Annotated in this window: 18 protein-coding genes; 10 read left to right on the forward strand and 8 right to left on the reverse strand. The window is 44.5% G+C overall.

Annotation, left to right across the window (positions count from 1 at the left end; translation table 11 throughout):
* Nucleotides 1-7: 7 nt before the first annotated feature.
* Nucleotides 8-892 carry a cytochrome c oxidase subunit 3 gene (locus C1S73_RS21680; RefSeq protein WP_038865333.1) on the forward strand — a complete coding sequence of 295 codons (885 nt, stop codon included), beginning with the start codon at nt 8-10 and terminating at the stop codon, nt 890-892.
* 2 nt (nt 893-894) lie between these two features.
* Here the strand turns inward: C1S73_RS21680 and C1S73_RS21685 are convergent, their stop codons facing one another.
* Entirely contained in the window at nt 895-1,131 is a 237-nt protein-coding gene (locus C1S73_RS21685; RefSeq protein ID WP_005425979.1) for a DUF2909 family protein, read from the reverse strand.
* On the opposite strand from C1S73_RS21685, the gene C1S73_RS21690 reads away from it, so the two are divergent.
* Genes C1S73_RS21690 through cyoE form a run of 4 tightly spaced genes read left to right on the forward strand, consistent with a single transcriptional unit; the run spans nt 1,130 to nt 4,369 of the window.
* Nucleotides 1,130-1,897 carry an SURF1 family protein gene (locus tag C1S73_RS21690; protein ID WP_038865335.1) on the forward strand — a complete coding sequence of 256 codons (768 nt, stop codon included), beginning with the start codon at nt 1,130-1,132 and terminating at the stop codon, nt 1,895-1,897. The genes C1S73_RS21685 and C1S73_RS21690 overlap by 2 nt on opposite strands.
* The gene (locus C1S73_RS21695) at nt 1,894-2,430 is read left to right on the forward strand and encodes a hypothetical protein (protein WP_038865337.1); all 537 of its coding nucleotides are present in this window, start codon (nt 1,894-1,896) and stop codon (nt 2,428-2,430) included. The genes C1S73_RS21690 and C1S73_RS21695 overlap by 4 nt, the downstream gene beginning before the upstream one ends.
* 12 nt (nt 2,431-2,442) lie before the next feature.
* Nucleotides 2,443-3,462, forward strand: coding sequence for a COX15/CtaA family protein (locus tag C1S73_RS21700; RefSeq protein WP_038865339.1), 1,020 nt, complete (start codon nt 2,443-2,445; stop codon nt 3,460-3,462).
* Nucleotides 3,455-4,369, forward strand: a complete 915-nt coding sequence (cyoE, locus tag C1S73_RS21705; protein ID WP_038865341.1) for a heme o synthase — start codon at nt 3,455-3,457, stop codon at nt 4,367-4,369. The genes C1S73_RS21700 and cyoE overlap by 8 nt, the downstream gene beginning before the upstream one ends.
* Before the next feature lie 486 nt (nt 4,370-4,855).
* Here cyoE and C1S73_RS21710 read toward each other — a convergent pair whose 3' ends face one another.
* On the reverse strand, nt 4,856-5,836 hold the full coding sequence (locus tag C1S73_RS21710; protein ID WP_038865343.1) for an OmpA family protein: 981 nt from the start codon (nt 5,834-5,836) through the stop codon (nt 4,856-4,858).
* 460 nt (nt 5,837-6,296) lie between these two features.
* Between C1S73_RS21710 and aroG the strand changes: the two genes are divergently transcribed.
* From aroG to C1S73_RS21725, 3 genes are all read left to right on the forward strand, one after another.
* Complete coding sequence (aroG, locus tag C1S73_RS21715) at nt 6,297-7,349, forward strand: 3-deoxy-7-phosphoheptulonate synthase AroG (RefSeq protein WP_038865345.1); 1,053 nt, start codon at nt 6,297-6,299, stop codon at nt 7,347-7,349.
* A gap of 184 nt (nt 7,350-7,533) precedes the next feature.
* Nucleotides 7,534-8,706, forward strand: coding sequence for an MFS transporter (locus C1S73_RS21720; protein ID WP_038865347.1), 1,173 nt, complete (start codon nt 7,534-7,536; stop codon nt 8,704-8,706).
* 218 nt (nt 8,707-8,924) lie between these two features.
* A complete protein-coding gene (locus tag C1S73_RS21725) occupies nt 8,925-10,487 on the forward strand; it encodes a methyl-accepting chemotaxis protein (RefSeq protein WP_038865349.1) in 1,563 nt (520 codons plus the stop codon).
* A gap of 126 nt (nt 10,488-10,613) precedes the next feature.
* Here the strand turns inward: C1S73_RS21725 and tkt are convergent, their stop codons facing one another.
* Both tkt and tal read right to left on the reverse strand, forming a co-directional pair.
* Nucleotides 10,614-12,605, reverse strand: coding sequence for a transketolase (gene tkt / locus C1S73_RS21730; RefSeq protein WP_102778982.1), 1,992 nt, complete (start codon nt 12,603-12,605; stop codon nt 10,614-10,616).
* A gap of 79 nt (nt 12,606-12,684) precedes the next feature.
* Nucleotides 12,685-13,635 (reverse strand): transaldolase, encoded by a 951-nt coding sequence (gene tal, locus C1S73_RS21735; protein ID WP_038873776.1) that lies wholly within the window; start codon nt 13,633-13,635, stop codon nt 12,685-12,687.
* Nucleotides 13,636-14,099: 464 nt separating this feature from the next.
* Here tal and C1S73_RS21745 point away from each other — a divergent pair, with 464 nt between their 5' ends.
* Together C1S73_RS21745 and C1S73_RS21750 are read left to right on the forward strand one after the other, a co-directional pair.
* Nucleotides 14,100-15,101, forward strand: coding sequence for a sugar-binding transcriptional regulator (locus C1S73_RS21745; protein WP_038873779.1), 1,002 nt, complete (start codon nt 14,100-14,102; stop codon nt 15,099-15,101).
* 126 nt (nt 15,102-15,227) lie between these two features.
* On the forward strand, nt 15,228-16,523 hold the full coding sequence (locus C1S73_RS21750) for a glycoside hydrolase family 18 protein (RefSeq protein WP_038873782.1): 1,296 nt from the start codon (nt 15,228-15,230) through the stop codon (nt 16,521-16,523).
* 66 nt (nt 16,524-16,589) lie between these two features.
* Here the strand turns inward: C1S73_RS21750 and C1S73_RS21755 are convergent, their stop codons facing one another.
* From C1S73_RS21755 to C1S73_RS21770, 4 genes are all read right to left on the reverse strand, one after another.
* The gene (locus C1S73_RS21755) at nt 16,590-18,881 is read right to left on the reverse strand and encodes a bifunctional diguanylate cyclase/phosphodiesterase (protein WP_038873784.1); all 2,292 of its coding nucleotides are present in this window, start codon (nt 18,879-18,881) and stop codon (nt 16,590-16,592) included.
* A 21-nt stretch (nt 18,882-18,902) separates the two neighbouring features.
* On the reverse strand, nt 18,903-19,733 hold the full coding sequence (locus tag C1S73_RS21760) for a sulfurtransferase (RefSeq protein ID WP_038873786.1): 831 nt from the start codon (nt 19,731-19,733) through the stop codon (nt 18,903-18,905).
* Nucleotides 19,734-19,788: 55 nt separating this feature from the next.
* Nucleotides 19,789-20,088 (reverse strand): hypothetical protein, encoded by a 300-nt coding sequence (locus C1S73_RS21765; protein WP_038873795.1) that lies wholly within the window; start codon nt 20,086-20,088, stop codon nt 19,789-19,791.
* Between the two features lie 151 nt (nt 20,089-20,239).
* The gene (locus C1S73_RS21770) at nt 20,240-20,713 is read right to left on the reverse strand and encodes a hypothetical protein (RefSeq protein WP_038873789.1); all 474 of its coding nucleotides are present in this window, start codon (nt 20,711-20,713) and stop codon (nt 20,240-20,242) included.
* Nucleotides 20,714-20,720 lie beyond the last annotated feature (7 nt).

Consider the following 20,720-nt stretch of genomic DNA (forward strand, 5'->3'; position numbering starts at 1 on the left):
AGAACTCATGAGTAACAAGCCTGATACCTATTATGTTCCCGCACAAAGCAGTTGGCCTATTGTAGGGGCATTTGCGTTATTCCTTGTCGCTGTCGGTGCTGGAATGACCGTTCAAGGCACTCAAAGTGACGGTACGGTTGGGACGCTAGGAGGCATTATTCTTGCGGTTGGTATGCTGTTTTTGCTTTACATGTTGGCCGGGTGGTTTAGCAATGTCATCACAGAGTCACTGTCCGGGAAATACAGCGCTCAGATTACACGTTCATTTCGACAAGGGATGAGCTGGTTCATCTTTTCGGAAATCATGTTCTTTGGTGCGTTCTTTGGTGCTCTGTTCTACGCAAGAATGATTTCCGTGCCTTGGTTAGGTGGCGCAGATAACAATGCCATGACTCATGAAGTGTTGTGGCCAGCTTTCGAGGCGATATGGCCACTCACAACCACACCGGGTGGTGATACGACCCAAGCAATGCCGTGGCAGGGCATTCCATTAACTAATACGATTTTGTTGTTATTGTCTTCGATTACGTTACATATGGCACACATCAGCTTAGAACAAGATAAGCGAACGGCACTGATTGTTTGGTTGGAGATCACCATCGTCTTAGCGGGGTTCTTCCTCTATTATCAAGCGGTCGAGTATGCGCACGCCTATCAAGATATTGGTCTGACACTGCAATCGGGCGTTTACGGCAATACTTTCTTTATGCTCACGGGCTTCCATGGTTTGCACGTTTGCCTCGGTACCATCTTCCTCATCGTATTGCTGTTCCGCATCGCCAAGGACCACTTTTCGCCTAAAAACCATTTTGCATTCCAAGCGGGCAGCTGGTATTGGCACTTTGTAGATGTGGTTTGGCTGTGTTTGTTTGTTTTTGTTTATGTCCTGTAAAACTAGTAAGGACGCGGGTTAGGGGCGATCCATCCTGCCCCTAGAGCAATCAGAAGGAGTATCACGACTAACGCAGAAAACATGACACGACGACCGAGGTAATGGCTCATTGGTTTACCTTTTTTCGATGAGTCCTCTGGGTCTTCGCGAACCATTTCGATAAGCGCTTTTGCGAGGTTAAAGATGATGAAAAGCAGCAAAAGGACAAGCGTTAATTTGAACAGAAATACGGTGGACATGGCACCTCCGGTTTCGTTTTTGATGTTATCGAAATGGGTTTGGATTGCTGTTTGTTTAACTGTGGTCGTGTTTTCTCTATTGGTCAAACTGGGCTTCTGGCAGCTCGAACGTGGTAACGAAAAGCAGCTTTTAGAACAAGCTATTTTGGCAAGAGCGAATGCACCTTATCAGGATATACGCACTGTACTGGAGAGCAATGATTGGCGTGAGGAGAGTGTGATTGGCATTAAGGTAAAAGCCAGTGTGACTCCGGAGGCACTTCCGGTCATCCTTTTAGATAACCAAACGTATGAAGGGGCGGTGGGGTATTTAGCGTTTCAGGTCGTTTCTTTGACCCAAGACCCAACCATATTGACTCTCCTAGAATTAGGGTTTGTTAAAGGGGGCGCGTCACGCTCTGTATTACCTAAAGTAGAAACTTTACAAGCCCCTTACGAGGTTACTGGACGTTTATATCGCAAATCGATGAACCCTTTGAGTTCCGACTTAATGGCAGAAGTTGGCGATACGATACGCGTGCAAAACCTCAACATCAATCAACTGAGCCGGTTACTTAATGTCGAATTAATGCCGACCGTCGTACAGCCAAACAATTTAGTCCGATGGCCGTATTCTTTCCCATGGAATCCTTTGCCATTAACCAGTGCTAAGCATTTTGGTTACTCCTTTCAATGGTTTGCTATGGCGGGTGTATTTCTGCTTATCACTGTAATGATCTTCATTCGATGGTTCAAAAGTTCACGCTCACAAGGAGGTGAGGTATGACATCAGCGGTCACGAGAGGAAGAATTGTACTGTTGTCGCTAATTGTCCTTTTTGCTCTCCCGGCAATTATTGCCAAAGTAGTGCTTAGTCAAGGCTGGTATGAAACGGGTGTGACTAATAGAGGTGAGCTGGTGGAGCCCTATACCACATTTGAACAATTGGGGCAGACATCGCCTCTGAGTGAAAAAGGGTGGCAATTGGCTTATGTGTTGCCTTCTGATTGCCAAGAACAGTGTCAGCAACAACTTCACCTCATGCAGCAGAGTCATATTGCGTTGGGCAAGTACCAAGAGCGAGTCGTCCCAGTTATCTGGACATCAAAGCAGTCAGCAAGTGCGAGCGAAACGATGATAGTGATGCAAATGAATGATTCGTTGTCGGAAAAAGTCCAAGCAGGGCAAATGCTTATCGTTGATCCATTAGGGCAACTTGTGATGGCCTATACACCGGAAGCCAACGAGGATTTGGTTCAGTTAAGTAAAGACGTTTTGGCGGATCTACGAAAACTATTGAAGCTATCACGTGTAGGTTAGGGAGAGAGTGATATGGCGTTAGAACGTTTAGTGAAGTTCAGTCTTTGTCTTACCCTCGTTGTCATTATGCTGGGCGCATACACACGCCTTGCTGATGCAGGTTTAGGGTGCCCAGATTGGCCGGGATGTTACGGTCAACTACTCGTTCCTCAAACCGATGCTGAAGTTTCTCGAGCGAATGCGTTATTTCCAGAACGTGCAGTGGAGCACGGAAAGGCTTGGCTGGAGATGATTCATCGTTATTTTGCGGGCACCTTAGGGCTCGTAATTTTGATGATGGCGATTGTTGCCGTTAGGGCTGAACGTGTTGATGCGACGATTCCGATTCTACTCTGCGTTTTAGTTATTGGTCAGGCAGCATTGGGAATGTGGACCGTAACTTTAAAACTCATGCCAGTGATTGTTATGTTGCACCTACTGGGCGGATTTACATTGCTTGCTCTCCAAGCGGTGTTCTATTGTCAGATTAAATCTCAGAACAGCCTCTACTTTTCGCCATCTTCAAAAAACGTGAGAACCTTTTCCTTGATCGCTTTTGGCGTAGTGTTAACACAGGTCCTGCTTGGTGGTTGGACATCATCCAACTACGCTGCTCTTATGTGCACCGCTTTACCGATTTGTGAGGGGAACTGGACCAGTTACTTATCTTGGAAAGAGGCGTTTTCTTTCTGGCAAACAGGGTTTGATAACTATGAGTTTGGTGTTCTAGATTACCCAGCTCGAATGACAATTCATGTCAGCCATCGTATTGGTGCCATCATTACTGCATGTGTTGTGCTGATTTACTGCGTATTACTATTAAAACAAGACTCACACCATTCTCAGCGCTTGGGTGTATGGATTGGCTTAGCTTTGGTTTGCCAAATCCTATTGGGCGTAAGCAATGTTGTGTTCCAACTTCCTATCTATGTGGCAGTTGCGCACAATTTAGGCGCAGCGGTCATGCTTTCACTTATCTGTGTTAGTCAGTTCTACCTATGGCAGGGTAAAGCTCGTTGGAGTCATCAAGCGAAAGGAGTTCGCTATGAGTAAAGAAATCGCGTTACCGCTAGAAAGTGGTAAGAAGAAGCTCGGTTCAACTTATTTAAAACTAACAAAGCCCAAAGTCGTTGCGCTTATGTTGATTACCGCCATTGTCGGAATGAGTTTAGCGCCGGTGGCCAGTTTTCCTTGGCTACAAGCGGCGATTGGCCTTATCGGAATTGGCTTAATGGCTGGCTCCGCGGCAGCGTTTAATCACCTCATTGATCGCCGAATTGATGCGCGAATGGCTCGAACTCATAAGCGTCCTCTGCCTTCTGGTGACACGAATCCGTTATCAGTCGCGTTGTTTGCTGTTACGTTAGGTGTTGTTGGCTTCGTACTTCTGTATGCACTGGTTAATCCGTTAACAGCTTGGATGACGTTTTTAAGCTTGCTCGGTTACGCGGTGGTTTACACCATGTATCTCAAACGCGCTACTCCACAGAACATAGTGATTGCGGGGATTGCGGGCGCAATGCCGCCTTTGTTAGGCTGGACAGCGGTTACTGGCGAATTACATGCCAACGCGTGGCTGCTTGTGATGATCATTTTTATATGGACGCCACCCCATTTTTGGGCATTGGCAATACATCGGGTAGAAGATTATCGAAAAGTGGATATCCCGATGTTGCCTGTCACTCATGGTATTGAATACACCAAAACTTCGATCCTTCTGTACACTGTGTTGTTGACGTTAGTTTGTATATTACCGGTCCTAGTCGGCATGGTCGGCTTTGTCTATCTATTCTCCTCTTTATTACTCAATGCGGGCTTTGTGTACCACGCGTGGAAGCTGAAGTTTTCTCCACAGCCTAATAGTGCGATGGAAACGTTCAAATTCTCTATCTACCATTTGCTTGCTCTGTTCGTTGCACTATTAGCTGACCATTACTTAGGCTCATTGTTCTCTGTGTAAAACTCTTCTTCTAACGACTGACTGACCGCACCAATCTTCGGTGCGGTGGTACTTCTACTACGTTGTCGACTTCTTATGTAGGCCAGCTACATAAGAAGTCTTTGTTTTGTATAAACAGCAAACCATTCTTTGCAAAAAGTTAGCCCGAAAGGTCAATAGAACCTAAAAAAAGAATATCGAAAAGAAAGCTCTAGGCCGTCTTGACAGTATAAGTTCGTTTGGAATCGAGGTGAGAGATAAAGAGTGTTGAGGGTTGTTTAAGTCTTGAGTTGTTCAGGCGGCAAAGCTGTTCAAGAAGAAGGTTTTAAAATGGTTTGAGTGTGTCGCTTGGATAAGATCTAAGCGTTAAGTTGTGGAAATGGTTAAGGCTAGAGAGCTATGTGGTGCCTGATTAATGTCGTTAACATGAGACGCATAAAGCGAGGAATTGAAGCAAGTAAAAAGGGATGCCGAAGCATCCCTTAGACTAAATCAGAGTAGGAACTCTTATTCAGGTTGAGACAGTTCTTCGTATTGGAACTCAGGTACATGTACCACAACACGACGGTTCTGTTCGCGACCTTCATGAGTACTGTTGTCAGCTACTGGATCTTCTTCACCCATACCAGTTACTGTGAAGCGATCTGCATCGATACCTGCTGCGATTAGGTAATCAGCAACCGCTTGAGCACGACGCTCAGACAGTTTTTGGTTGTAAGCTGCTGGACCAGAGCTATCTGTGTAACCAGTAATTTCAACTTGAGCTTGTGGGTATTCGTTCAAGAAATTAACGAAGTTATCGAGACGCTCAGACACTGAATCAGTCAGTGTTGCACTGTCGAATTCAAACGTACCTGTACCGTACTCTTCTTGGTGCGTCTTCGTCATCATTACTGGTTCTTCTTCCATCACCTCTTCTGTTACTACTGCCGCTACAACTGGTGCTGCTGCGAATTTGTAGTTAACACCGATGCCGAAGAAGTTAGCATCCATATCATCTAGAACGTCGTCTGAGATGTCTTGGTAGCGTTGGTATTCCGCACGAACGCTCCAGTTACGGTCAATGGTGTATTCCGCACCAAGTGAACCTGTAGGCACGATGTCTTTTTCGTCACCAGAAATCATGTAAGCACCACCAACTTTCGCGAATAGGTTCCACGTGTCGTTTAGATGCCAGTTGAATTTAGGTGCAAGTGTTAGTGCCCATAGATCGCCGTCGATAGTATCTACAGCATTAGCCCCTGACTTGAAGTTAGCTTTGTAGTCACCCAAGTAATCAACGCCATACTCAAGTGCAATGATATCGGTGAAATCGTAACCGATGTGCATTCCGGCACCGAAAGCATCATCATCACAAGGGCTGTTTAGATAACAAGCATCATCTAAAGTAGTCATGCCTACTTTGCCCCCGATATACATCTCAGCATGAGCAGAGCTCATTAAACCACCAGCTACCACTGCTGCTACTGCAATTGCTACTTTGTTCATAATGTTTCCTTGTATTGATTGCATATTAACTTCTACTTTGTTTTAACAATTTGAGTAAAACTAGGTAGTTATAAGAAACTAGTCTAATAGTCGTTTAATTTAACATCAAGCAACAATATCTTAGATCTTGCTACACTTTTAGTCGCGAATTCCCTCACAAACTTCTGATATTTCTTACATTGTAGACAAGATTTTTAAATTTTTAAGAAAATAACTAATTTTATTGAACTTTTTTCGTAAACTTAAATTTACGCTGTGTTTTGAAGTGAACATTGGGTGTTAATTTGCATTTTTTTATAAAAAGTGTTTGCAAGTCTACTGTTAAGTCGATAAGTTACTTCCATCGACACAATTAAATGAGCCTACAGCCCTTGTTATTGCTTGCTTTGTGAACAATGTTGCACTGAGTAAAGTTGGGTCAAAATAGTGGGTCAGGGATAGTAACTAGGAAGTAGAAGTAATGTTTCAAACTGATGATGTAAGAATTAATAAAGTAAAAGAGCTATTGCCACCCGTTGCAGTATTAGAAAAATTTCCGGCAACTGAAACTGCTTCTTCGACTACTTTTGAATGCCGAAATGCCATTCACAACATTCTGGAAGGCAAAGACGACCGTTTACTTGTCATTGTTGGCCCTTGTTCAATTCATGATCCAGAAGCGGCGGTAGAGTACGGTAAAAAGTTAAAAGTGTTGCGTGATGAACTCGGCGACCAACTAGAAATCGTGATGCGTGTTTACTTTGAGAAACCACGTACAACGGTAGGTTGGAAAGGACTTATTAACGACCCGTACTTAGACGACACATTTAAGTTAAATGACGGATTACGCATTGGCCGTAAGCTTCTTCTTGATCTGACCGATATGGGCTTACCGACCGCGAGCGAGTTCCTTGATATGATCACGCCACAATACGTTGCGGATCTTATCAGCTGGGGTGCGATTGGTGCGCGAACGACAGAGTCTCAGGTTCACCGCGAACTTGCTTCTGGCCTGTCTTGCCCTGTTGGCTTTAAGAATGGTACAGATGGTAACATTAAGATCGCGAGCGATGCGATTCGCTCAGCAAGCGCTTCTCACCACTTCTTATCTGTTACTAAATACGGCCATTCTGCAATCGTAGAAACAGCAGGTAACCCAGACTGTCATATCATCCTTCGTGGTGGTAAAGAGCCGAATTATAGCGCGGCGCACGTTGCTCAAATTAAGGATGAACTGGATGCTGCGGGTCTACCTAAGAAAGTGATGATTGATTTTAGTCACGCCAACAGCTCTAAGCAGTTCAAACGTCAGATGTTGGTTTCTGATGATGTATCAGAACAGATCGCTGGTGGTGAAGACGCGATCTTTGGTGTGATGATTGAATCGCATCTTGTTGAAGGTCGTCAGGATCTTGTGGATGGTAAGGTCGCAAATTATGGCCAATCGATTACCGATGCTTGTATTGGTTGGGAAGATACTGAGACGGTTCTACGCCAGCTATCAGACTCTATTAAAGCTCGTCGAGCAAAATAAGCCAATAAGCTTGAAATGAATGAAAGCCAGCACAGCGCTGGCTTTTTTCATTTCTGAGCGCTTTGGAGTTATTGGTTGTCATAATTGCGCGTTCATTGTACTTAACCGTATGCAACTATCTCATGTATTTATGGACCAAATCCGCTAATGTATTTGCATAGATTAGAAATACTCAAGGAATGAGATGAACAGAAACGTCTGGTTACTGTCACTTTGCCAAGCTTTGCTCATGACAGGAAACATCTTACTGATTTCAGTTATTGCCCTGATCGGTAAACAAATTGCCCCGTCATCAAGCATGATTACTCTACCTGTCGCGTTGCAATTTTTAGGGTTAATGTCAGCAACGATTCCCGCTTCTTTAATTATGGGGAAACTGGGACGACGACTGGGCTTTAGCCTCGGTAACGTCATTGGTATTCTTGGTGCTTCGTTGGCGACTTACGCATTGTCACAACAAAACTTCACTCTTTTTTGTACTGCTACCTTTTTGTTGGGTATTGGCATCGGTTTTGGCACTTTATATCGGTTCGCTGCCATTGAAGTATGTGATGAATCTGCAAGGCATAGAGCAATTTCTATATCGATGGCTGGTGGCGTATTGGCGGCTGTATTAGGACCAAACTTAGCGGTTTATTCACAACAATGGTCGGATGGCGGGCTCTATATCAGTGCTTTTGCTGTTTTGATTGTGCTCTATGTTACGGCCTTAATATTGCTACAAACTATTCAGTTCCCTCCGGCTCACGAACAGTCAATTGATACTAAGCCAGATTCGATTACTGCGATCATTAGAAAGCCAAACTTCATGATTGCCGTGATGGCAGCCACGGTGGCTTATGCAGTAATGAACATTCTTATGACCGCGACACCACTTGCGATGATTGGTTGTGGTTTCGATTTCACGAGAGCGGCAGGTGTTATTGAATGGCACGTATTAGGCATGTTTGTGCCGGCTTTCTTCACCGGAAGTTTGATTGAGAAGTTTGGGGCTAAGAAGTTGATATTAGCTGGTGGCGTTTTGTTTATTGCGTGTATTGCGATCAACATGCATGGCCTTTCAATCTGGCACTTCAGCACGGCGTTGATTTTACTTGGGGTTGGTTGGAATTTTATGTTTATCGCCGCAACAAGCTTATTTAGCCAAAGTTATGAGGCTAAGAACAAAAGCAAAGCTCAGGCATTCAATGAGTTCTTTGTATTCAGTTGCGTGACGATTACTGCATTGCTCTCTGGTTGGTTGGAGTCGACGGTGGGATGGCAAAATCTAAACCTATATGTACTTCCGTTCGTTATTTTCGTGATGGTGGTGTTCGTGCTTAAAGCGAATAACGATACTCAGTCTCAAGCTGCGTAACCGTTAATAGAAATTTATAAGACCCGGTCATTATAACCGGGTCTTTTTTGTCTAGAAGTTCACATTGTTTAGATTTGCTGGTTAATTATTGTTATCTAAGTAAGTTTTTTAGGCTTGAAATGTCGCATCGGTAAGATTTTTTCTCTAGCATTTTGTAATAAAAACAACATTCGTGTATACAACCTGTCGCAATTAATAATAATTATAGAAGTCTATCTATGTCAGCCCAATCTTCTCTCAAAGCTCAAGAAACGCTCTTCTCAGAAACCGATGAATTGGTTTCTACCACAAACTTAAAAGGTGTGATCACTTATTGCAACGATGCGTTTTGCCGAATTGCTGAATACACCTCTGAAGAATTACTCGGTCAAAACCATAACATTGTACGCCATAGTGATATGCCTAAAGCGGCATTCGGCGATATGTGGACACGTTTGAAACAAGGAAAAGCTTGGCGAGGTATTGTGAAAAACAAAACTAAGTCAGGCGGTTATTATTGGGTGGATGCCTATGTAACGCCAATCTATGAAGGACACGAAGTTGTAGGTTACCAATCGGTTCGAGTGAAACCTAAGCGAGAATGGGTAGATATTGCGGCTAAAGCGTATCAGGGGCTGTTGAAAGCAGAGAAGTCTGGCAGAACTTGGTCGTTAAAGCTCAATGAAACACTGCGTTATGGCATTCTTTTAGGTGCACTTGTTGCGCCAATGACGAGCTTCGCTTTAGCTCTAGATGGTCCTCTAGCTTGGCTGGCGTCATTACTGCCTGCAGGGGTTCTGGCATTGCTCTTCCGTCAAGAACTCATTGATACGCCACAACAGTTTAAGAAACTTCAGTTGCAATACGACAGTGTAAGTCGTTTGGTGTATTCAGGTAATAAGCCGTTTTCTATCGCTGATTTTCATATCAAAATGCTGTCGGCTCGTATTCGTACGGTACTTGGTCGAATGACCGATTCAGCAATGCCACTACAAAATTGCGCAGAAGAGCTGAGTCATACTACGGCGGAAGTACTCACAGCATTGACACAGCAAAATAAAGACATTCATGAAGTTCGCGATGCGGCGGATTCGATGGAAGCGTCTGCCAATTCAGTGTCATCGAGCACCCATGATGCGCACCTATTGATTGATGACACACTGAAGTCTTGTCTAATGGCGAAAGAAACCATCGATCAAACTCATATCAATTTGTCACAGTTGAGCTTACAAGCAGAAAAAGCCACGGAGACCACTTATCAGTTGAGTGACCAAGCTCAGAAGGTAAGCCAATTGATGGAAGAGATTGGCGGGATTGCTGACCAAACTAACTTACTTGCGTTGAATGCTGCCATTGAAGCAGCAAGAGCGGGTGAGCAAGGACGTGGATTTGCCGTCGTTGCTGACGAGGTGAGAGCCCTTTCCGGACGGACTTCCAATGCGACTGATCAAATTCAAGCTTCCATTGAAGCGATGCTGGCAACGATTCAAAGCTGGCAAAAAGACATTATCGCCAATAAAGATCAAACGGACACGTGCTCACAGGTCGCTGAACAGAGCGCATTACGCCTGTCTGAAGTTGAGCAAATGATGCAGAGCATGAGCGGATTAATGGTCAACGTTGCTGATTCCGCGAATAAGCAGCTCCAGTTATCTAGCGATGTGAATCAGCACATTCATTCGATTGCTTCTACCGCAGAGCAGAACTTAGCAGCGACGCACTCCGTTGAGCAAAACAGCCAACAATTGAAAGAGCAAGTACAAGACTTCTATCGAATTGCGATTCAGTTTGAAGAGAAGTAATTTGGATTAGATGCTTTAGGATTCGTTATCGATAGATAATCGATAGATAAAATAAAGCCCCGCTGCAGAGAGCGGGGCTTTTCAGTTTTCACATTCGCAATAGAGAAAACTGATAATACTAAGCGATTAAGCTAGCAGTTCTTTTGCTGTGTTTACTGCGTTTTCTACAGTAAAGCCAAACATTTCGAACAGCTGGTCAGCTGGTGCAGATTCACCGAAGCTTGTCATACCGATGATACGACCATCGAAGCCAACGTACTTGTACCAGAAGTCAGCAATGCCCGCTTCAATAGCGATACGTGCTGTCACGTCTGATGGCAATACTGATTCACGGTAAGCCGCGTCTTGCTTGTCGAACGTGTCTGTCGCAGGCATTGATACAACACGTACTTTCTTACCTTCAGCCGTTAGTTGCTCAGCTGCTTTCACTGCTAGTTCAACTTCAGAGCCTGTCGCAATAAGGATCAGCTCAGGTTTGCCATCGCTGTCTTTCAGGATGTAACCACCTTTCGCGATATCTGCAACTTGCTCAGCTGTACGTTCTTGTTGCGCTAGGTTTTGACGAGAGAAAATAAGAGCCGACGGACCATCTTTACGTTCAATCGCAAGTTTCCAAGCTACCGCAGACTCAACTTGGTCACATGGACGCCATGTGCTCATGTTTGGCGTTAGGCGTAGAGATGCAATTTGCTCAACTGGTTGGTGAGTTGGACCATCTTCGCCAAGACCGATAGAGTCGTGCGTGTAAACTTGGATGTTCTGAATTTTCATCAGAGCAGCCATACGCATTGCGTTACGAGCGTATTCCATAAACATTAGGAATGTTGCGCCGTAAGGAACGAAACCACCGTGTAGCGCGATACCGTTCATGATCGCAGTCATACCGAATTCACGTACACCGTAGTGGATGTAGTTACCAGAGAAGTCGTTCGCTTCTAGAGACTTAGAACCTGACCACATGGTTAGGTTAGAAGGCGCTAGGTCAGCAGAGCCGCCCATGAATTCTGGAAGCATTTGACCAAACGCTTCTAGTGCGTTTTGAGATGCTTTACGTGATGCGATGTTCGCTGGGTTAGCTTGAAGATCAGCAATGATTGCGTTTGCTTTCTCTTCCCATTCCGCTGGTAGGTCGCCGTTTACTCGTCTCTTAAACTCAGCCGCCAACTCGGGGTATGCTGCTTCATAAGCAGAAAGTTTCTCGTTCCACGCTGCTTCCTTAGCTGCGCCTGCTTCTTTCGCATCCCACTCTGCGTAGACTTCCGACGGAATTTCAAAAGGACCGTGCTCCCAACCAAGTTGTTTACGTGTCGCTGCAATTTCTTCAGCGCCTAGTGGTGCACCATGACAGTCGTGCGAACCAGATTTATTTGGTGAACCAAAACCGATGATGGTTTTAGTACAGATCAGCGTAGGGCGAGGATCTGTTTTTGCCGCTTCAATAGCAGCATTGATTGCTTCAGCATCGTGACCATCTACTGCCGGGATAACGTGCCAGCCGTAAGATTCAAAACGCTTAGGCGTGTCGTCAGAGAACCAACCTTCAACGTGACCGTCGATAGAGATGCCGTTGTCATCCCAGAATGCGATCAGTTTACCTAGGCCTAGCGTACCAGCAAGAGAACATGCCTCATGCGAGATACCTTCCATTAGACAGCCGTCGCCCATGAACACGTAAGTGAAGTGATCAACGATGTCGTGGCCTTCTTTATTAAACTGTGCCGCTAGCGCTTTCTCAGCCATCGCCATACCAACTGCGTTCGTGATGCCTTGACCTAGAGGACCAGTTGTTGTTTCGATACCTGGTGCGTAGCCGTACTCTGGGTGACCAGGAGTTTTAGAGTGAAGCTGACGGAAGTTCTTAAGATCATCGATAGACAACTCGTAGCCTGCTAGGTGCAGTAGAGAGTAGATCAGCATAGAGCCGTGACCGTTGGATAGCACGAAACGGTCACGATCAGCCCACTCTGGGTTCGATGGGTTGTGGTTTAGGTGAGAGCGCCAAAGTACTTCAGCGATGTCAGCCATACCCATAGGTGCGCCTGGGTGGCCAGAGTTTGCTTGTTGTACACCATCCATGCTTAGTGCACGAATAGCATTAGCTAGATTTTTACGGTCCATAATAACTACCAGTCTTTCAATATTGGAATTGGAAATTGAAAGGGGAACGCAAACGTTCCCCTTTTTTAATTCTGTGTGATTACAGCTTAGCTGCGATCATGTCTTCTAGTTTGCCTTGGTCAACGGCGAAGTTGCGGATACCTTCTGCAACTTTCTCAACTGCCATAGCGTCTAGGTTGTGCTCCCATAGGAACTCAGCATGAGTCATTGGCGCTGGGCGCTCTTTCGAGCCCTTAGAGTCAACCAACTTCTCAACTACTTCACCTTCAGCCGCTTCTAGTTCAGCTAGAAGAGCAGGAGCGATAGTTAGACGGTCACAACCAGCAAGTTCTAGGATCTCGCCGATGTTACGGAAACTTGCGCCCATAACTACCGTGTTGTAGCCGTGCTCTTTGTAGTAGTTGTAGATGTCAGTTACTGAAATTACGCCTGGATCTTCAGATGCTTCGAAGTCACGACCTTCTTTCGCTTTGTACCAGTCCATGATACGACCAACGAATGGAGAGATTAGGAATACGCCAGCTTCAGCACATGCGCGAGCTTGTGCGAATGAGAATAGAAGTGTTAGGTTACAATTGATGCCTTCCTTCTCTAGGATTTCAGCAGCACGGATACCTTCCCAAGTAGAAGCTAGTTTGATTAGGATGCGATCGTTAGTGATACCTGCATCGTTGTACATTTTCACAAGCTGGCGAGCTTTAGCCACGCTGCCTTCTGTATCGTAAGAAAGACGAGCGTCTACTTCTGTTGAGATTCGACCTGGAATCGTTGTCAGAATTTCTTTACCGATGTTTACAGCAAGCATGTCACAAGTGTCTTGAACTTGTTGTGCTTTATCATTGCTTTGCGCTTTTGCGTACTCGATAGAAGCATCGATCAGAGGCGCGTACTCTTCGATTTGAGCCGCTTTTAGGATAAGAGATGGGTTAGTTGTTGCATCTTCTGGTTGGTACTTTTTGATTGCGTCAATTTCACCAGTGTCCGCTACTACAGTCGTTAGTTTACGAAGTTGCTCTAACTTGTTGCTCATAATCGATCATCCTATATAAATGGGCTTAAGTGTGGTTATCTGAACCACAGCTTGTGCATTTGCAAGCGAGTCGGCCAATCGTCTCATCATAATTAACGAGACATCTGCTCAACCAACTACGGAAAATTTCGGTACCGAACATTTGCTCTGAACATATGATCGGTAGCTGAGTAAATGATGTGTCCATATTTATCCTATCCATGCTGAAAGTCAATCGGGGAAGCTGACTTATAGTGAACTTCATCAACGTTTTTTTCTTGGATGTTTAGTCGTTGAACGAATTAAACGTTTGCCCTTATTGTTCAAGGCTTGAACAGCCATCTAAAAGTGATAAATCGCTACTGAGAAAATGTTATTGCAGTGAGCAAATGTAACGTTAGAATTGCTAGGTAACATATGCTAAGTCAATGAGCAGATGCTCACTACCGCATACAATGTCGATCCTCTAAAAGGGCGAGAAAACCATGAGCAGTTCTAACCAAGATATTTCTATTGAAAGCACAGACTTGTTGACGGAGATCTCCGTTGCTTATTATCAGGATGGTGCGACGCAAGAAGAAATATCAAAAAAATTCGCGATTTCACGTGCCAAAGTTGGCCGAATGCTAAAGCAGGCACGTGATGAAGGCATTGTCGAAATTACCGTAAAGTATCACCCAGTATTTAGTGCCAAAATTGAACAACGTCTAATTGAACGATTTGGTGTTAAGCGAGCATTGGTTGCGCTCGACCAGCCGAATGAAGAAGCACAACGATTGCAGGTTTCGGGCTTGGTTTCTAACTATTTAACCAGCACGCTCAAAAATGGCATGGTGGTGTCTGTAGGGCAGGGGCGAAACGTGTCTTCTGTCGCACATCACGTTGGTGTAATTACCCCGCGAGATTGTAAATTCGTGTGTGGCATCGGTGGTATTCACCCGCGTGGTGGTATGTTTAACGCCGACCATATTTGCCGACAGTTTGCGAAGAAATACGGTGGCACTTCTGAAACCTTGTACGCACCAGCTTATGCAGAAAACCGAGAGCAAAAAGTTGCGTTTATGCAAAACGCGACGGTCAAACAAACGCTAGATCTTGCACGTAAAGCCGATGTCGCTTTGGTCGGCATCGGTGATATGAGTGAAAACAGTTACATGGTTGACCTTGGTTGGTTTACTCCAGATGAAGTCGTGCAATCACGATTGATGCAAGGTGTTGTCGGAGACTTTGCTGGATATGATTTCTTTGATATTCATGGGAACGTGGCAAACACTGTCATGAGCGATCGAGTGATAGGTTTAGGGATTGATGAATTCCGCCCCATTGCTGAAGTCATCGCCATTGCTGCAGAAAACAGTAAACCTCTTGCGCTACTAGGAGCACTGAGAACTGGAGTTATTGATGTTATCGCGACGAGTGTGAGTAACGCACTTACCGTTTTGAACTTAGATGAGCAAATGCACGATAGCGAAGCATCAGAGGTTTAGCACAAATAATATGCAACTTATGTAATCAGGCTGCGAGGATTTATAGATCACTCGCAGCCTGATTTCGTTTGCAAGTTAAAAATATTCCTCAGGAGTAATTTGGAATTGATTACTCTGGAGGAAACCATGAAAAAAACACTTCTCGCAGCTGCACTATTTACGGGGTTAACTGGGGTTGCTCAAGCTGAGCAAAAGGTCGTTGCAGGCTACTTCGCTGATTGGCAATACGCGAATGCTGATAACCCATACACAGTGAAAGACATCCCAGCGGACAACCTTACCCATATTATTTACGCATTTTTAAGCATGTGTGGTCCTCATACTGGCGCGTCGGAAACGGTTCAAAAGCTCGTTGCCAAACAATGTGAAGGCAAAGAACCTTACACCGCGATTCTTGTTGATACCGAAGCCGCGCTTGAGAAAGATTTTGGCCCAGTTTCTGTCAAAGTGCCTTACAAGGGGCATTTTGCTCAACTCGCCGAGCTTAAGAAGCAATATCCTGATTTAACAATTCTGCCTTCTTTTGGTGGCTGGACCATGTCTGAACCGTTTCACGCAATGGCGAAGAACAAGCAAGCGATGGATCAGTTCTCAAAAACGGCCGTCGAGTTAATTGCTCAATACGATTTCTTCGATGGGATCGACCTTGACTGGGAATACCCAGGTGGCGGCGGTTTAACCACATCTCCTTGGAACCCTGATACCAAACTGACCGATGAGCAGAAAGCGTTAGAACGTGATGCATTCACTTATCTTGTAAAAACCATGCGTGGTGACTTAGATGCATTAGCGAAACAAACAAAACGCGAATATGAGCTTTCTACGGCAGTGGGCGTTGGTTCAAAAGCGGCAGGCATTGATTGGAAAGCGGCACAACCTTACCTAACGAATATGTTCGCAATGACTTACGACTTCCTAGGTGGTTGGGGCCAACAAACTGGACATACGACTAACTTGCACGCTACCGAACGCAGCTGGTGGGGCATGGGCGCAGATGTTTTCATTAACCAGATGATTGAACTGGGTATCCCTAGTGAGAAGTTGGTGATTGGTGCTGCTTTCTATGGACGCGGCTGGCAAGGGACTAAAGACTTCTCCGGTGATTTGCCAACACAGGATTTGGTTTCAGAACAAGGTGCGCAGTTTGGTACTGGTGAGAATGGCTATTTCATGTTCTGGGATTTGATGAAGAACTACAGTGCTAAGCAAGGTTACGAATACAAATATGACGAGCAATCACAAGCTCCTTATTTGTGGAATCCAGATAAGAAAGTTTTTATTTCGTTTGAAGATCAGCGTTCAATTAAAGCCAAAGCAGATTGGGCTAAACAAGCAAAACTCGGCGGTATTTTTACTTGGGAGTTGTCTGGCGATCCGAAAGGTGAGCTCGTCGAAGTGATGTATAAAGAAATGCAGAAGTAAGCATTCTAAGGCATCTTTTTCGCTGGTTTACGATGACACTAGCGGAATAATGAAAACAAGCCGTTGTTATTCTGCGACGGCTTTTTCATTGCTGCTTTGTTGTGCAAATTCTATCAACGCCTCAAAAAGCAGTGGTTTGGAATAGAAGTAGCCTTGGATTAGGTCGCAACCACAAACAGCAAGCTGATCACGTTGTTGCTTTGTTTCTACACCTTCCGCTAAGACCTTCATACCAAAATTCTTACCAATGGCGATGATGTTTTGCACCATGTTGAGGGCTTTTTCATCCTCTTCGATGTTATCGACAAAGCTTTTATCAATCTTTACCTCATCAATTGGAAGGGCTTTCAGCATACTCAAAGAAGAGTAACCTGTACCGAAGTCATCCAGTGAAATTTTAAAGCCTAATTGGTGTAAGCGTTCGCAAATCGGTGCGAACTTGTCCAAATCCTCAATGAATAAGTTTTCGGTTATCTCCAACGTAATTCGATTTTGGTCAACACCATGTTTTTCAATCGATGCAAGGAGATTGTCGACGAAGTTCACCTGAATAAATTGCTTGACCGATATGTTGATCGACATTTGAATCGGTTGGTGTGAAGTTGCCATCAACCTCGCCATATCAATAAGGCTTTTTTCTATTATCAACTCTCCCAGGCGAACCATTAAACCAGAGCTTTCGGCCAAAGGAATAAATTCATTGGGTGGTACAAAACCAAGCTCTTCGTCTTGCCAGCGAATCAACGCTTCCACGCCATAAACCTCCCCATTTACGTTCAGTTGAGGCTGATAAACCATAAACAGGCTTTGTCTCTCGATGGCTAGTCTTAAACGCTGTTCGATGCGCATTTTGTGCAAGTGCTTTACATGCATCTGTTGGTCAAACAAGCTGTAGGTGTTTCGCTCTTTTTTCGCTTGGTACATCGCAATATCGGCTGAGCGAAGCAGTGCATCTAGGTTGTTGCCATGGGATGGGTAAAGTGCAATACCAATGCTGCAACTGAGTAAGAATTGGTTGTCTTTAACAATGTAAGGTTCGGATAGATAAGCGATGAGATCGCTAGCAAGCGTATTGATGCTGGCTTTATCTACGAGATTGACAAGAAGGATGAACTCATCACTGGCTTCTCGGATAATCAATCGTCCTTCCGCTTCAAACGTTTTTAGGCGCTGAGCGATTTGTTTTAACACTTCGTCGCCAAATTCATGGCCGTGTGTGTCGTTGACCGATTTAAAGTTATCGACATCAATAAACATCAGAGTAAAAGGGTTGGAAGCCCCTCCTAGCCAGCGACCGATGTGGGTTCGCAAATATTCACGATTGGGCAGGAGAGTGAGGTGGTCATGGTGCGCTTGATATAAGAGTTTCTCTCGCGTCGCCAATTCGTTGTTCGCAATGGAGCGGACGAGCGCATAAAAACCAGCTTGAATGAAAATGAATACGATGGAATAAAGAGCGAATTGCTCAAAGAATCCACTTTGGATATATCTGAGATCAGTAGATGAAGAAGCCCAAAGTTTATAGTCAGGCAAATACTTTAACGTCACGAGTTGATTGATTCTAGGGTCATCTGCAACAATATTTACCGCGCTCGCTAGTGATTTGACAGTATTTCGGCTCCAGCCATATTTTTTGTCTACTTGCTCAAAAACGATTGATTTTTTATGGCCATCAGCAGGATGGTTATAACTGTAAACCGTCGCCTGCTCTGCGGATGTAAACGTTAAGTAGCCATCTTCACGTACTAGGGAAACGCGATTGTGCTCGTTGGCATGAATATCATTTCTAAAGACCAAGGAAGAATTCATTTTGAAGCCTGCCGTCATTACAGCAGTGACTCGTCCCTGTTTATCACGAATTGCTTTTCTAATTGGGATCACCAATGAATCGAGAGCAGGCATAAAATACGTGCGTCCAACGACCATATGATTAGATTCAAGTGCGGCAATGAATGTGTCTTTGGTTTGCGGATTTTGATTGAGGTTCTTTAGTTTTTGCAAATCTAAGTTGGAGCTTATTGCAAGGTAATCTCCTTGAGGGTTTGTTAAACCAAATGCAGCGATTGCTGGGTGGATACTCATAAGATTGTCTAGCAGCGGACGCATCTGAAGAGAGGCGGTGCGCGTGAAGTCATTTTGCTCAACAAGCTGATGACCGACAACTTCAAGAAGGGTTTCTTGTGCTTTAAAGAGTGAATCGACCGATGAAGCAAATAGCTCCAATTGTAAGAGCTGCTTGTCTTTGTATTTATCGAGGGTGGATTCGTAGTGATAATGACCAAATAAAGAAAACAAACCGACGCTAATTGCGAAAAGCGTTATGTACAGCGTCCAAATGTTCTTCTTTAATCCGATCATATTATTTTGATAGCTCCTAAATTAGCACTCGATAGGTAGGGATTGGTCTGCGCCCCATTCTGTCCATGACCCGTCATAAATCGATAGTTTTTGCATGCCTAGTTGATACGCTGCTAGTAACAAAATGCACGCAGTGACACCAGAACCACAACTGAAAATGATTGATTTATCATTATTTATTGTTAGTTCGCTAAATATCTGTTGCAACTCTGAATTTGGCTTAATGTGACCGTCCGTTAATAGTTCTTGAAACGGCAAGCAAACCGCATGCGGAATGTGCCCACTGCGTAGACCTTCTCGAGGTTCTGGCACTTCACCTAAAAAACGAGCCTTGGAACGAGCATCAATAATATTTGCACTTTGGTGATTTGAGTGGCTAAGAACCGCTTGGGCATCTAAAAATGCCTTTTCATCCAATTTGCCAGAAAAATTACCTAGCTCTTTGGGTTGTACAAGTGTGTCTACGACGGGGAAACCCGCGTCAATCCAAGCGGGTAAACCGCCATTCAAAACACTAACATTGTTATGCCCCATTGCTTTTAACATCCACCATGCTCTTGGTGCTGCTAGCGTGCCTGAGTTGTCATAGATCACGATGAGATCATCGTTATTCAGCCCCAACTGTTGTGCGCGGTTATTGAAGTCAGCTTCCGTTGGCATCATGTGGGGAAGGGGGGAATTCGGTAAACAAAAGTTATTGTCATAATCAAAACGCTGCGTACCAGAAATCCATTGGTTCTGAATTTTCTTTGTTTCGGATGGAATTTGAAAAGCAATGCTCGCATCTAAGAGCTTAAGGTTTGGTTTATCTAAGAGTGGTTGTAATTCATTGACAGTAATCAGTGCTTGCATGTTTTGTGCTTCCTTACCATGGCATGAAGCCGTTGTATAAATGAGCAGAATAGGCTTATTCGCATTTCAAAAATGTGAGCGGCTGCTCGAAGAGAGAACCTGTGGTTTGGTTGAATGTCACCGTTGAACCTACTGGGCAATTTACCGTTACAGGGACCGAGATAGGTGCTTGACCTTGTTCAGGTAAATCGATGGTTAAGTATCGGCGTTGTCCGTCAAGCGATTGAGTTAATGTATTACTTATCACCGTTGTAGTGACGGTTTGGTTTTTCTCTGATGATGTTAACCAAAGCACAAAAACTAACAGCAGTATGGTACCTGAAAAGACAAAAATGTAGGTTTTGGGGTTGTCCAACGTGTTTTCCCGCATCTTCAGTAATCCTTCTGTTTTACAATAAAAAAATCGCATGTTCAAAAGAACGATGCGATTTTTAAGTTAAAGTATGGACAATTATGCGGTAAAGCTTGTTGTTCGTACCGTTATTACCTTTCGGTTTGGTCAGAGACTACAACGTTAAGCTCGTATCACTGGTGGAAATAACTCGTCGAATTGGGTCAGTGCCATCGTAAAACCAAATCTCGACCAGTAAATCACCTTGGCTGTCAGAGATATTGAAATCAAAATCTGCTTGGCCATTGCTCAAGGGTATAGAAGCCACTTTGCTGGGGTAACTGGCTTTGTAGTTACCTGCGCTGTCTTCTTGGAAGTCCTTATACAAGCTTAAATGCGCACGTTGAGAAGAGAAACCACTGATATCGACACTAAGTGTGCCTTCTTTCACTGGGTTGTAGTTGAAGCCTTCTGGTACCACTAAATCCTGCATGGTGGTCTCTTCTTCCGGAACCGTCACTGTTGTTGGAGGTGGTGCTGGTGGTGGTGTTGAACTATCATCGTCGCTGCTACCACCGCCTCCACCACCGCCGCCACCGCCACATGCCGTTAGTGCTAATCCCATAATGATTGTGGTTAAGTATTTCATAATATTA

The organism is Vibrio jasicida 090810c (genome assembly GCF_002887615.1).
GTDB lineage: Bacteria > Pseudomonadota > Gammaproteobacteria > Enterobacterales > Vibrionaceae > Vibrio > Vibrio jasicida.

Coding starts and splice junctions, on each gene's coding strand:
- C1S73_RS21680 (WP_038865333.1), top strand. CDS start 8: ATGAGTAACAAGCCTGATACCTATTATGTTCCCGCACAAAGCAGTTGG.
- C1S73_RS21690 (WP_038865335.1), top strand. CDS start 1,130: ATGGCACCTCCGGTTTCGTTTTTGATGTTATCGAAATGGGTTTGGATT.
- C1S73_RS21685 (WP_005425979.1), bottom strand. CDS start 1,131: ATGTCCACCGTATTTCTGTTCAAATTAACGCTTGTCCTTTTGCTGCTT.
- C1S73_RS21695 (WP_038865337.1), top strand. CDS start 1,894: ATGACATCAGCGGTCACGAGAGGAAGAATTGTACTGTTGTCGCTAATT.
- C1S73_RS21700 (WP_038865339.1), top strand. CDS start 2,443: ATGGCGTTAGAACGTTTAGTGAAGTTCAGTCTTTGTCTTACCCTCGTT.
- cyoE (WP_038865341.1), top strand. CDS start 3,455: ATGAGTAAAGAAATCGCGTTACCGCTAGAAAGTGGTAAGAAGAAGCTC.
- C1S73_RS21710 (WP_038865343.1), bottom strand. CDS start 5,836: ATGAACAAAGTAGCAATTGCAGTAGCAGCAGTGGTAGCTGGTGGTTTA.
- aroG (WP_038865345.1), top strand. CDS start 6,297: ATGTTTCAAACTGATGATGTAAGAATTAATAAAGTAAAAGAGCTATTG.
- C1S73_RS21720 (WP_038865347.1), top strand. CDS start 7,534: ATGAACAGAAACGTCTGGTTACTGTCACTTTGCCAAGCTTTGCTCATG.
- C1S73_RS21725 (WP_038865349.1), top strand. CDS start 8,925: ATGTCAGCCCAATCTTCTCTCAAAGCTCAAGAAACGCTCTTCTCAGAA.
- tkt (WP_102778982.1), bottom strand. CDS start 12,605: ATGGACCGTAAAAATCTAGCTAATGCTATTCGTGCACTAAGCATGGAT.
- tal (WP_038873776.1), bottom strand. CDS start 13,635: ATGAGCAACAAGTTAGAGCAACTTCGTAAACTAACGACTGTAGTAGCG.
- C1S73_RS21745 (WP_038873779.1), top strand. CDS start 14,100: ATGAGCAGTTCTAACCAAGATATTTCTATTGAAAGCACAGACTTGTTG.
- C1S73_RS21750 (WP_038873782.1), top strand. CDS start 15,228: ATGAAAAAAACACTTCTCGCAGCTGCACTATTTACGGGGTTAACTGGG.
- C1S73_RS21755 (WP_038873784.1), bottom strand. CDS start 18,881: ATGATCGGATTAAAGAAGAACATTTGGACGCTGTACATAACGCTTTTC.
- C1S73_RS21760 (WP_038873786.1), bottom strand. CDS start 19,733: ATGCAAGCACTGATTACTGTCAATGAATTACAACCACTCTTAGATAAA.
- C1S73_RS21770 (WP_038873789.1), bottom strand. CDS start 20,713: ATGAAATACTTAACCACAATCATTATGGGATTAGCACTAACGGCATGT.